The 10,964-nt window shown below is 63.6% G+C and carries 12 protein-coding genes and 1 riboswitch; of the genes, 5 read left to right on the top strand and 7 right to left on the bottom strand.

Annotated features, from left to right (window positions below):
* Positions 1–241 precede the first annotated feature (241 nt).
* Positions 242–341, top strand: a riboswitch (THF riboswitch).
* A 120-nt stretch (positions 342–461) separates the two neighbouring features.
* Positions 462–1,013, top strand: a complete 552-nt coding sequence (locus ACMI1Q_RS08045; protein WP_394981123.1) for a folate family ECF transporter S component — start codon at positions 462–464, stop codon at positions 1,011–1,013.
* 109 nt (positions 1,014–1,122) lie between these two features.
* On the opposite strand, the gene ACMI1Q_RS08040 is transcribed toward ACMI1Q_RS08045, so the two are convergent.
* Both ACMI1Q_RS08040 and ACMI1Q_RS08035 read right to left on the bottom strand, forming a co-directional pair.
* Complete coding sequence (locus ACMI1Q_RS08040; protein WP_394981121.1) at positions 1,123–2,328, bottom strand: dicarboxylate/amino acid:cation symporter; 1,206 nt, start codon at positions 2,326–2,328, stop codon at positions 1,123–1,125.
* Positions 2,329–2,419: 91 nt separating this feature from the next.
* On the bottom strand, positions 2,420–3,730 hold the full coding sequence (locus tag ACMI1Q_RS08035; RefSeq protein ID WP_419503392.1) for a serine dehydratase subunit alpha family protein: 1,311 nt from the start codon (positions 3,728–3,730) through the stop codon (positions 2,420–2,422).
* Positions 3,731–4,102: 372 nt separating this feature from the next.
* Between ACMI1Q_RS08035 and ACMI1Q_RS08030 the strand changes: the two genes are divergently transcribed.
* On the top strand, positions 4,103–4,765 hold the full coding sequence (locus ACMI1Q_RS08030) for a helix-turn-helix transcriptional regulator (protein ID WP_419503391.1): 663 nt from the start codon (positions 4,103–4,105) through the stop codon (positions 4,763–4,765).
* A gap of 41 nt (positions 4,766–4,806) precedes the next feature.
* On the opposite strand, the gene ACMI1Q_RS08025 is transcribed toward ACMI1Q_RS08030, so the two are convergent.
* The 3 genes from ACMI1Q_RS08025 to proC form a co-directional block, all read right to left on the bottom strand.
* Positions 4,807–5,586 (bottom strand): sulfite exporter TauE/SafE family protein, encoded by a 780-nt coding sequence (locus ACMI1Q_RS08025; protein WP_419503390.1) that lies wholly within the window; start codon positions 5,584–5,586, stop codon positions 4,807–4,809.
* Positions 5,587–5,736: 150 nt separating this feature from the next.
* A complete protein-coding gene (locus ACMI1Q_RS08020) occupies positions 5,737–6,567 on the bottom strand; it encodes a Cof-type HAD-IIB family hydrolase (RefSeq protein ID WP_419503389.1) in 831 nt (276 codons plus the stop codon).
* Positions 6,564–7,373, bottom strand: a complete 810-nt coding sequence (gene proC, locus ACMI1Q_RS08015) for a pyrroline-5-carboxylate reductase (protein ID WP_419503388.1) — start codon at positions 7,371–7,373, stop codon at positions 6,564–6,566. Before proC ends, ACMI1Q_RS08020 begins: the two co-directional genes overlap by 4 nt.
* Positions 7,374–7,531: 158 nt before the next feature.
* On the opposite strand from proC, the gene ACMI1Q_RS08010 reads away from it, so the two are divergent.
* From ACMI1Q_RS08010 to ACMI1Q_RS08000, 3 genes are all read left to right on the top strand, one after another.
* A complete protein-coding gene (locus ACMI1Q_RS08010) occupies positions 7,532–7,969 on the top strand; it encodes a LytTR family DNA-binding domain-containing protein (RefSeq protein ID WP_419503387.1) in 438 nt (145 codons plus the stop codon).
* Positions 7,970–7,979: 10 nt separating this feature from the next.
* Positions 7,980–8,432, top strand: coding sequence for a DUF3021 domain-containing protein (locus tag ACMI1Q_RS08005; protein ID WP_419503386.1), 453 nt, complete (start codon positions 7,980–7,982; stop codon positions 8,430–8,432).
* A gap of 136 nt (positions 8,433–8,568) precedes the next feature.
* A complete protein-coding gene (locus ACMI1Q_RS08000) occupies positions 8,569–8,937 on the top strand; it encodes a hypothetical protein (protein ID WP_330058989.1) in 369 nt (122 codons plus the stop codon).
* Positions 8,938–9,006: 69 nt separating this feature from the next.
* Here ACMI1Q_RS08000 and ACMI1Q_RS07995 read toward each other — a convergent pair whose 3' ends face one another.
* Together ACMI1Q_RS07995 and ACMI1Q_RS07990 are read right to left on the bottom strand one after the other, a co-directional pair.
* The gene (locus tag ACMI1Q_RS07995) at positions 9,007–10,263 is read right to left on the bottom strand and encodes an ABC transporter permease (RefSeq protein ID WP_419503385.1); all 1,257 of its coding nucleotides are present in this window, start codon (positions 10,261–10,263) and stop codon (positions 9,007–9,009) included.
* A complete protein-coding gene (locus ACMI1Q_RS07990; RefSeq protein WP_418442325.1) occupies positions 10,256–10,960 on the bottom strand; it encodes an ABC transporter ATP-binding protein in 705 nt (234 codons plus the stop codon). The genes ACMI1Q_RS07995 and ACMI1Q_RS07990 overlap by 8 nt, the downstream gene beginning before the upstream one ends.
* Between the last annotated feature and the right edge of the window lie 4 nt (positions 10,961–10,964).

The following is a 10,964-nucleotide window of genomic DNA, read 5'->3' as shown; positions in this document are numbered from 1 at the left end:
TCATACCATCTGGTTGGCCGCCGTTTCGATTTTGAGATGCTCAGCGGCTTGATTTTGTGTTGTCTTTTTGCCGCTCCCTCAAATCTGAAATTTCTACTTGACTTTTGTTAGCAGGTCTTTTTAAAAGATGCGTGCGCACGGGGGCGCTTTTGTATAATAGTGTACACCGTTTTTGTGAACAATTCAAATTTCTTTGCCGCCGGGGATTGTAAAAGGCCGGGGCAGCCTGTATAATGGGGCTTGCAGAGTAAAAGCCTGCGCGTCAAGTGCCGACCCGACGGGGAGTTGCGGGGCGGACGAAGGGCCTTTGGCCCGCGGTGCCGGCTTTGCATCCCGCTGCTGCATAACTGTAACGCGCGGGGCCGGGTCTGCAAAGGGGCGCTCCGCGCTTTTTTTGCTTTTTCGGCCGTGGGCCTCTTTCAATTGTGCGGCAACCCGCATTTTGAAGGAGGTCTTTTTGTATGCGTTTTCCCCTGAAAGTCCAGCTTGTGGACAGTCTGGCCGAATTCGGCCGCACCCGCAGCCTTGTGGTGGCGGGGCTTCTGACCGGCGCGGCGGTCATCATCGACCGGCTGTTCACCTTTGAGGTGAGCCCGGTGCTGGAGATCGGCTTCGCCTTTCTGGCAACGGCGCTGTGCGCGGCGCTGTGCGGCCCGTGGGTGGCGGGCACCGCCGGGGTGGCGGTGGACCTTTTGAGCTATTTCCTGCGGCCCAACGGCGCCTTCTTCTTCGGGTTCACCTTCAACCAGTTTTTGCTGGGCTTCATCTACGGGCTGTGGTTCTACAAGCGCCGGCCCCGGCCGCTGCTGGCGGTGGGCGCCTGCCTCACGGTGACGCTGGTCATCAACTTTGTCCTCACGCCGCTGTGGCTGCACATGATGTACGGTCAGGCCTTTGTCATTTTCAGCTCGGTGAAGATCGTGAAGAACATCATCAAGCTGCCCATCGACGCGGCGCTGCTTTACGGCACGCTGAAGGCCGCCGGGCGCGCCCGCAACCGTGCCGCCGCCTGATCTTCCCGAACAAAAAAATGCCAGACCCCCGGCCTTGCGGCCGGGGGTCTGGTCTATGATAAGGAGTGGCAGAGAGAGGGCTTTTCAGCGGTTCAGCACAAGCAGCCGATCACAGATCGACCGCCAGGTGCTGCTCCTCCATGTGATGTTTGTCGGCATAGCCGGTCAGGATCAGAGTCAGCGCGCCGTCGCCGGTGACGTTGCAGGCGGTGCCGAAGCTGTCCTGCAGGGCGAAGACGGCCAGCATCATCGCGGTGCCGGCGTCGTCGAAGCCGAGCACGCCGGTGATGATGCCCAGAGAAGCCATGACGGTGCCGCCGGGCACGCCAGGCGCGCCCACGGCGAAGACGCCCAGCAGCACGCAGAACAGGATCATGGTGCCCAGGTCAGGCAGTTCGCCGTAGAGCACCTTGGAGACGGTCATGCAGAAGAACACTTCCGTCAGAACCGAGCCGCAGAGGTGGATGTTCGCGAACAGGGGGATGCCAAACTGGATCATATCCTTGCGCAGCACCTTGCTCTTGTTGGCGCACTGCAGGGCCACAGCCAGGGTGGCGGCGCTGGACATGGTGCCCACGGCGGTCAGGTAAGCGGGGCCGTAGTGACGGACCACTTCCAGCGGGTTCTTGCCGGAATAGGCGCCGGCCACACCGTACAGGACCGCCATCCACAGATAGTGGCCGATCATGACGATGACGATCACGATCAGGAACACGGGCAGCTGCTTGGTGATGGTGCCCTCCCAGGAGAGGCCCAGGAAGGTGGCGGTGATGAACACCGGCAGGACGGGGATGACCACCTTGGTCACGATGTCCAGCACGATGTCCTGGAACTCGATCAGCACCTTGGTGGTGGTGCCGGCCTTGGTCCACACGGCGGCCAGGCCGATCAGCACGCTGAACACCAGAGCGCTCATGACGGACATGATCTGGGGGATATCCAGCTGGAACACCGCGGTGGGCAGCTCACGCAGGCCGTCCATCGAGCTGGCGATGTTCAGGTTGGGGATGATGCCATAGCCGGCGCCCATGGACAGAAGGGCGGCCAGCAGGCTGGAGACGTAGGCCAGCATCAAAGCGATGCCCAGCATCTTGGTGGCGCTGTTGCCCAGCTTGGTGATCGACGGCGCGATGAAGCCGATGATGATCAGCGGCACGCAGAAGTTGATCAGCTGGTTCAAAATGTACTTAACGGTGACCACGACCTGCATGACCGGGTCGCCCCAGCCGCCTTCCGGGATCACAAGGCCGAGCAGAATGCCCAGGATAATGCCTATCAGCAGCCGCGCCGGCAGGCTTGTAAGTAACTTCTTCATACAAAATTCCTCTCTTCCCTTTATGCTGTGTCCTCTTCTCTCAAAGCAGCGCTTTCAGAGCTCTGCAAAAATGCCCTTCTCTGCCTTCTCCTTACTTCTTGTTGAGCATCATGTGCAGGATGGCCGCGTCCAGCGGGCCGGAGCCCTGATTGCCCAGTTCGGCAAAGTTGTCGATGGTGTGCTCGGGATCGGTCTCCACGATGCCGTCGGTGTTCTGCACGCGCACGCCGCGCAGGGCCATGAAGGCGGCCTGGAAAGCAGCGTTGACGCAGGAGGAGATCTTCAGCGCGCAGTCGGCCTTGGCGCCGTCGCACAGCATGCCGGCCACGTTGCCGATCATGTTGGGCACCGCGCGGCAGACGGCGTCATAGTCGCCGCCCAGCAGGTAAGTAATGGCGCAGGCGGAACCGGTGCCGGCCACGGTGGCGCCGCACAGAGCGCTCAGACGGCCGAACTTGGACTTGATGCGGATGGCCACCAGATGGCTCATGGTGACGGCGCGGAGCATCTTGTCTTCGGGGATGTCCTTCCACTTGGCCAGAGCCACGGTGGGCATGGTGGCGGTGATGCCCTGGTTGCCGCTGCCGGAGTTGGCGACCACGGAGTAGGGCGCGCCGGCCATGCGGGCGTCGGCGCCGGCGGCGGTGACCATCATGGAGTTGGTGACCATGTCCCAGGTCATCAGGCCGTCGTGGCAGTTGCGGCGCAGGTTGGGGCCGATGGCCAGGCCGTAATCCTTTTCAAGGCCGCGCTCGCAGATGGCGCTGTTCACGCTCACCGCGCTGCGGATGATGTCGATGGGGTCGTTCATGGGGTCCAGTTCCTTGTCGCAGAAATCATAGATCTTGCGAAGGGTCAGGAACTCGGCGATCTCCTCGGGGGTGACCACGTCCTTGTCGCTGCCGCCGGCAGCGCTGCCGCCGGCCGTCATGACGCTCTCGCCGTCCACCTCAAGGGCGATCAGGTTGGTGTGCAGGTCGGCGATGACCGCACGGGCGGTGTGGGTGTCGCCATGGGCGATGACCTCGATGTACAGCTTCTGAGGCACGTCGGCGTGGCCCACGACCACCTTGCCGCTCTCCACCAGAAGCTCGGCAGCTTTGTACACATCGTCCGACACGCCGTTGATGACTTCCAGCTGCTTTTCCGGGGCCGCGGCGCAGGCGCCGATGGCCGAGGCATAGCCCATGCCGGTGTATTTGGTGCCGGGGATGCCGGCCGCCATGGCGTTCTTCAGAATGTTGGTGGAGGCGTTGACTTCCATACGCCGGATCACCTCGCCCCGCTTGTTCAGCTCGGCGCCCGCGTAAGCGCCGGTGAGGGCGACGGCGCCCGGCTCGGTACAGCCGGTAGCCAGCTCCATCTCGCTGTTCAAAATGCGGAAGAACATCGTCTTGTCCATACTCTCGCTCTCCTGTTCTCTCTCTTCGGCCCACGAACGGCGAAGCCCGCGGCGGCCGTGCCGCGGCTCCGGCGCGGAGATCCCCGCGCGTTTTTCCATCGACGCCGGCGCGTTCGCCCGGCTTTTCACCTTCATTTTAGCACTTTTCAAGGGTATGTCAATAATTTCTCGCCGTGATAATTTATTATTATCATAATGCCCAAGTATTTATGAATAATTTGTTAATTGTGCTGACGATTTCTTGCTTTTTTGCCCTCTGTTTGCATTTTGAGTGTGTGAGTGTTATACTGAAAAAGTGTCATATGTTATCAAAAAAGCAAGCAATTTGACACAGGCGCACTGTCGTTTGTATGCAATGAGGGGCGTACGGAAATGCATATCATTCTGGAGCAGTATAAAACGCTGGTGGAGTTTCTGGGCCAGGCCCTGGGCAGCGATTATGAGGTGGTGCTGCACGATCTGAGCGAGGGCAACAACGCCATCGTGGCCATCGTGAACGGGCACATCAGCGGGCGCAGCATGGGCGCGCCGCTGACGGCGCTGGCCCTGCGCTTTCTGGCGGACAAGGAGTACGAACAGCACGACTACAAGGTGGGCTACCGGGGCGTTTCCCGCAAGAACGGGAACCTGCGCTCCTCCACCATGTTCATCAAGGACGAGGCGGGTCAGGTCATCGGCATGCTGTGCATCAACTTTGACCCCTCCCGGGGCATCCAGGCGGCCAACGACATCCTGACCATGTGCGGCATGCCGCCGGTGAGCTGCACGCCCCAGACAGAGGAAGAGGAAGCGCCCCAGAGCACCGAGATCTTTGTGAGCAACATCCCCGACGTGGTGCGGGGAGCCATCGAGGAGGTCACCGGCCGGGCGGGCATGCCCAGCAGCCGGCTGACCATGGAGGAGAAAATACGCATCGTGGAGGCGCTGCAGCAGGCGGGGCTGTTCCATCTGAAGGGCGCGGTGAGCGAGGTGGCCGCCCAGCTGGGCTCCAGCGAGGCCACCATCTACCGCTATCTGAGCAAGCTGAAAAACTGAAAAGAGCGCGGGAAATTTTCCCGCGCTCTTTTTATATTATGTTATGCGAGCAGCTCCCCCACCAGGTCCGCCAGAAGCAGCACCAACACGCAGAGCATCATGGGGCGGATGAACTTCGCGCCCTTTTTCAGCGCCATGCCGCTGCCCAGCAGGTGGCCGATGATGCCAAACACCGCCGCCGGCAGGGCCACGGCGTAGAGCACCTTGCCCGCGGTGACCATGGTGATGACCGAGGCGTAGTTGCTGGCAAGGTTCAAAAGCTTTGCGTTGCCGGAGGCGCTGCGCAGGTCGTAGCCCATGAACATGCAGAAGGCCAGGATGGCGAAGGTGCCGGTGCCGGGGCCGATGAGGCCGTCGTAGCTGCCGATGAAAAAGCCGATGGCCGCCGCCTTCCACCACTTGCCCGCCCCCTGGCGCAAGGCGGGCCGGTCGGGGCCGGTCAGGTCCCGCCGGGCGAGGATGATGACCGCCGCCACCGGCAGCATCACCAGCAGGATGAGCTTGAGGGACGCGTCCGGCAGAAGCAGCACCACCTGGCTGGCCAGGGCGCTGCCCATAAAGCTGGCCGCGGCGGCCGCGAGGCCCACCTTGAGTTCCAGCGCGCCGTTTTTGAAAAAGCGGGCGGTGGAGAAGGTGGTGCCCACCGCCGACGAGAGCTTGTTGCAGCCGTAGACATAGTGCATGGGCAGACCCACCGCCATGTAGGCGGGCAGGGCGATGAGCCCGCCGCCGCCCGCGGCAGCGTCCACAAAGCCCGCAAGGCCCACCATCGCGCACAAAAACAGCATCGCCGGCAAAGAGAGCGGCAGCCAGTCCAGCATAAAAAGGTCACTTCCCCGTTTCGAGCTGCGGCCCGTTTTGCCGCACGGTATTGAGGATAGCACAAACCGCCCGCCGGGACAAGCCCCTTTTTCCGGGCAGCAAAAGGGCCCCTCTTTTCCCGGGAAAAGAGGGGCCCTTGTTTTTCCTTTTCAGCGGCCCAGCACAAAGCGCTCCAGCGCCTTGGCCACGCCGTCGTTGTCATTGGTGTCGGTGACGAAGCGGGCCGCCGACTTCACCGCCGGGGCGGCGTTGCCCATGGCCACCCCCACCCCCGCGCGGCGCAGCATGGGCAGGTCGTTGCCCGCGTCGCCGCAGGCCATGATGAAGGCGGGCTCGATGCCCAGCCGCCGGCCCAGGGCCAGCAGGCCCTCGGCCTTGTCCACCCCTTTGGCGTTCAGCTCGATGCCCACCGCGCTGGAGGCGCTCACCTCAAAGCGGCCGCTCTCTTCCAGCAGCCGCCAGGCTTCCAGGCGCTGGGCGGGGTGAGTGAAAAAGAGGTTGGCCTTTTCGATGGCCGCCTGCTGCCCGGCGAAGGCGTGCACGTTTTCCACCGAACGGCGGCTGGACCGCAGATAGCCCGCCATGCCGGGGGGCGCCCAGTCCTCCGCCCGCTCCAGCTTCGCGGCTTCGCTGTAGCCCCAGCCGTCCAGGAACAGGTCCATCACCCGGTCAAAGCCGGCGGTGAGGTCCCAGGCGTAAAACCAGTCCTCCCGGCTCATCCAGCGGCGCTCGGCCACCTGCCCGGCGGCCAGGTCCACCAGGGTGGCTCCGTTGGCGGTGACCGCCCAGTCCACTCCGGGGATGGAGGTGAAGGCCTTCGGCAGGCCGCCCCAGGGCCGTCCGCTGGCGGGCACCACAAGGCAGCCCGCGGCGATGCAGGCGCGGATGGCCTGTTCGGTGCGCATGGTGAGCTGCCCGGCGCTGTTCAGAAGGGTGCCGTCGATGTCCAGCCCCACAAGGCGAATGCCCAGTCCGCTCATTGTTTGCCCAGCTCCTTGTTCTTTTCAAAGCTTTCCAGCACGGCGCTCATCACCGCGGCGCGCATCCCGCCCTTTTCCAGGGCGTAGACCCCGGCGATGGTGCTGCCGCCGGGGCTGCACACCTCGTCCTTCAGCTGGCCGGGGTGGCGGCCGGTGGCCAGCACCATGCCCGCCGCGCCCACCAGGGTCTGGGCGGCGTACTCCATGGCCTTGGGCCGGGGCAGGCCGCAGGCCACGCCCCCGTCCGCCAGGGCCTCGATGAACTGATACACGAAGGCCGGCCCGCAGCCGGACACCGAGCTGGCCGCGTCGATGAGGCGCTCTTCCAGCGCGTCGAACCGGCCCGCGCCCACCATCTTGTCGCAGAATTCCTCCACGTCGGCGGCGGCCACCCGCCCGTTGGCGGCATAGAGGATCATCCCCTCGCCGATGGCGGCGGGGGTGTTGGGCATGATGCGCAGGATGGGGGCCTCAAAGCCCAGCATCTCCTCCAGCCGGGCGATGGTGAGGCCGGCGGCCATGCTCACCAGCACATATCCCCCGCCCCGCTCTTCCAGCGTGGGCGCGAGGGCGGCCAGCATGTCCCCCATCATCTGGGGCTTGACCCCCAGGAAGATGAACTTTGCCTCCCGGGCCACGGCGGCGTTGTCCATGGCGATGTCGCAGTCCAGCTCCTCGGCCAGGGCCACCGCCTTGTCCAGCGTGCGGTCGGTGAGCACCACCTGCTCCGGCCGCCAGCGGCAGGCCGCCCGGGCCAGCGCGCCGCCCATGTTGCCGGCGCCGATGAATCCGAAGGTATAACCCATGTTGCACCCCTCCTTTTTATTTAAGAAGAGCATAACACACTTTGCCCCGGCGTGCAAAGAAAAAACGCCGACTGTGGGCCAAAAGCGACCGACTGTGGAAAAACCGTTGAAATCCCCCGGCCCTTTCTTTATAATGGCCGTACAGGGAGGCGATGGAGATGAAAGTGGAAGTTGTGCTGGACGCGGCCTGCACCGAGCCGGAACTGACCCTGCGCACCGCCGCCGTGACGGGCGAGGTGGAGCAGCTGCTGCGCCGCCTGAGCGAACAGCCGCCTCTTTTGTGCGGCGAGCGGACAGGGCGGCTGGAAGTGCTGGATCCGGACGCCCTGGTGCGGGTGTACGCCGCGGCGGGCAGGGTGTACGCCGTGACCGAAAAGGGCGAACATCTGCTGCGGATGCGGCTGTACGAGGCGGAGGCCCGGCTGGCGGGGCGGCGCTTCGTGCGCATCTCCCACTCGGAGCTGGTAAATCTGGACTGGGCGGAGAGCTTCGACACCAGCCTTTCCGGCACCATCTGCGTGCGGCTGAAAAACGGCGGGACCTGCTATGTATCCCGCCGGTATGTGCCCGCCATCAAACAAATCCTGGGGATATGAGGTGATCATGATGAAAAAAGTGCTTCGCTGTGCGGCGCAGGGCGCGCCGTTGGGTCTGGCCACCGGCTACGCCATCACCATCCTGCTGTCCTTTTTCTGGGGCGGCGGCGAGTATCTGGCCGTGATGCCGGCCATGACCGAGGCCATGGGCAGCGAGGCCGCCGCCGTGGCAGTGCAGGCGCTGCTGTGCGCCGGCATCGGCGCGGCCTTCTCCGCCCTGTCGCTGGTGTGGCGGCGGGAGGACTGGAGCTGCGCCAAACAGACCGCCGTATATTTTCTGGGCGCTTCGCTGGCGATGCTGCCCTCCGCCTGGCTGGCCCACTGGATGGAACACAGCCTGGCGGGCTTCCTGAACTATTCCGCCATCTTCCTCGCACTGTTCCTGGTCTTCTGGCTGGCCGGCTGGGCCGCCGCCCGGCGCACGGCGCGGCAGCTGAACAAAGGGCTGCGCCGGAACGGCTGACACGCAAAAAAGCGTCCTCCCGCCGGGGAGGACGCTTTTCCCTGTAATGTGTCTTTGCTCAAATCGGAACCGGTGGGCTGAAACATGTTATAATACAGGCACCATCCGCCCACTTTTTTGTAAAGGAGTACAGCTCATGAAAAAAGCACAGACACTCAAAGCCTTGCTGCCGGCCGTATATTGCGTTCCTTTCGCCTTTCTTGCCGCTTGGGCCGATGCGACCCATGGAACAATGCTGTTTTACGGCATCATGGCCGCGGGGCTCGCCCTTTTATGCTGGTGCGCTCTGAGAACGGGTGATATCCCCATTATTTTCATCGGCAATGCTTTGAGTTTCATTTCATCCTGTGTGGCTGCAAAACTATCCGGAGTCGGCCCGATGGGTGACTACTTCAAACCTTTTACGCTTTATTCTCTGATCGCGGTTGCTTCTGCCGTTTCCATCGCCATTCATATTATCGTCGTGTTGATTTGTAAAGCCATCAAAAAGAGTAGAAAGCGCTGAAAGGAGCGAGGCTGAAATGAGCCTCGCTCCTTTTTTGTCTGCCGCCGTCTCCCGAAAGCCTGGCCGCGCTCACTCGTAGCGCAGGGCCTCGATGGGGTCCAGCTTGGCGGCCTTGTTCGCCGGGTAATAGCCGAAGAACACGCCGATGGCCATGGAGAAGCCCACCGCGATGAGAATGGCAGAGAGGCTGGGTTTTGCGGCGTAGCCCAGCAGGGACGCGCCCACGCTGCCCAAAACCACGCCCAGGGCCACGCCCAGCGCGCCGCCCACCAGACAGATGACCACCGCCTCGGTGATGAACTGGAGGCGGATGTCGCCCCGGCGGGCGCCCAGGGCCTTGCGGGTGCCGATCTCCCGGGTGCGCTCGGTGATGCTCACCAGCATGATGTTCATCACGCCGATGCCGCCCACCAGCAGGCTGATGGCCGCGATGGCGCTGATGGCCAGCTTGACGGTGTTCAGCATGCTGGTCATCTCCTCGATGAGGCTCTCCATGCTGGTGGCGGTGACGGTCCAGCTCTCGTTGCGGGTGTAGAAACTGGAGAAGAAGGCCTCGGTCTCGTCCAGGAAGGCGGTGGTGTCGGTGCCGGCCGCGGCCACCACCGTGAAGTTCTGGTAGCCCTCGTCCGTTTCGCCCAGCTTTTGGGCCGCCGCCAGCGGGATGTACATCTCGGTGACCGGGTCCTCGCCGGTCATGCTGAAGTAGCCGCTGTCGTCGTATTCATAGACGCCCGCCACATAGAAGGTGAGCAGCTTCTGGCCCACCGTGACCTGAAAGCTCTGGCCCAGCACCGAGGAATCGGCGCGGCCGAACAGGGTCTCGCAGGCCAGGTCGCTGACCACCGCCAGCTGGCGCTCGCCGTCGGAATCCTTGATGAAGCGCCCGCAGAGCAGTTCCAGCTCGTTGGCGTCGGCATACTGGGCGTTGACGCCGGTCACCTGGACGGAGGCGGTGTCCTCGCCGCTGCCCACCGTGCCGCTGCCCAGGCCGCTCTCCAGGGAGATGGCGTAGATGCTGTCGGCGTAGGCGGTCTGGTATTCCTCCAGCATGGCGTCGGAGATGAGGTCCTCCTCGGAGGGCTGGGCCATGCTGAACATGCGCACCCCGCCGCCGGAGTCGCTCTCGGTCTTCTGCTGCAGGCTGACGGTGATGTTGCCCACGCCGAAGCTCTGGAGGCTGTCGGCGAGGGAGCCGGAGAGGGAGTCGCCCACCGTGACGATGGCGATGACCGAGCCGATGCCGATGATGATGCCCAGCATGGTGAGCAGGGCGCGCATCTTGCCCGCCCAAAGGCTGGCAAAGGCCATGCGGATGTTGTCAAGCACTGCGGCCCGCCCCCTTCCTCTCGGAGATGATGCGCCCGTCCCGCAGCGTGAGGATGCGCTGGCACTCCTGGGCCAGCTGCTGGCTGTGGGTGATGAGCACGATGGTCATGCCCTGGCGGTGCAGCTCGTGAAAGATGTCCATGACGGTGCGGCTGGTGGCGGAGTCCAGCGCGCCGGTGGGTTCGTCCGCCAAAAGCAGCGCCGGCTCGTTCGCCAGCGCCCGGGCGATGGCCACCCGCTGCTTCTGCCCGCCCGAAAGTTCGTTCGGCTCGTGGCTGGCCCGCTCGCTCATGCCCACCTGGGCCAGCAGCTCCTTCGCCCGCTTTGCCCGCTGGCGGGCGGGCACCCGGGCATAGAGCAGGGGCAGCTCCACGTTTTTCTGGGCGCTGGTGCGCCCGATGAGGTTGAAGGTCTGGAACACAAATCCTATCTTGCGGTTGCGGATGGCGGAAAGGGCGCTGTCCTTCGCTTTGCCCACGTCCACCCCGTCCAGGGTGTAGCTGCCCTCGGTGGGGCGGTCCAGCACGCCGATGATGTTCATCAGGGTGGACTTGCCGCTGCCGCTCTCGCCCACGATGGCCACGAACTCGCCGGGCCAGACCTCCAGGTCGATGCCGTGGAGAATTTCCAGCTCGTTGGGCTTGCCGATGTAATAGCGTTTGACGATGCCGTGCATCTCAATGATGGGCTGCTGCATGGCC

This window comes from Candidatus Allofournierella excrementavium, from assembly GCF_048526665.1.
GTDB classification, from domain to species: Bacteria; Bacillota; Clostridia; order Oscillospirales; family Ruminococcaceae; genus Allofournierella_A; species Allofournierella_A excrementavium.
Note: the sequence above shows the minus strand (reverse complement) of the source record. Positions and strands in the feature narration are given on the sequence as shown.

Coding starts and splice junctions, on each gene's coding strand:
- ACMI1Q_RS08005 (WP_419503386.1), top strand. CDS start 7,980: ATGAAAAAAGTGCTTCGCTGTGCGGCGCAGGGCGCGCCGTTGGGTCTG.
- ACMI1Q_RS08000 (WP_330058989.1), top strand. CDS start 8,569: ATGAAAAAAGCACAGACACTCAAAGCCTTGCTGCCGGCCGTATATTGC.
- ACMI1Q_RS08035 (WP_419503392.1), bottom strand. CDS start 3,730: ATGGACAAGACGATGTTCTTCCGCATTTTGAACAGCGAGATGGAGCTG.
- ACMI1Q_RS08045 (WP_394981123.1), top strand. CDS start 462: ATGCGTTTTCCCCTGAAAGTCCAGCTTGTGGACAGTCTGGCCGAATTC.
- ACMI1Q_RS08020 (WP_419503389.1), bottom strand. CDS start 6,567: ATGAGCGGACTGGGCATTCGCCTTGTGGGGCTGGACATCGACGGCACC.
- ACMI1Q_RS08025 (WP_419503390.1), bottom strand. CDS start 5,586: ATGCTGGACTGGCTGCCGCTCTCTTTGCCGGCGATGCTGTTTTTGTGC.
- ACMI1Q_RS08040 (WP_394981121.1), bottom strand. CDS start 2,328: ATGAAGAAGTTACTTACAAGCCTGCCGGCGCGGCTGCTGATAGGCATT.
- ACMI1Q_RS07990 (WP_418442325.1), bottom strand. CDS start 10,960: ATGCAGCAGCCCATCATTGAGATGCACGGCATCGTCAAACGCTATTAC.
- ACMI1Q_RS08030 (WP_419503391.1), top strand. CDS start 4,103: ATGCATATCATTCTGGAGCAGTATAAAACGCTGGTGGAGTTTCTGGGC.
- ACMI1Q_RS08010 (WP_419503387.1), top strand. CDS start 7,532: ATGAAAGTGGAAGTTGTGCTGGACGCGGCCTGCACCGAGCCGGAACTG.
- proC (WP_419503388.1), bottom strand. CDS start 7,373: ATGGGTTATACCTTCGGATTCATCGGCGCCGGCAACATGGGCGGCGCG.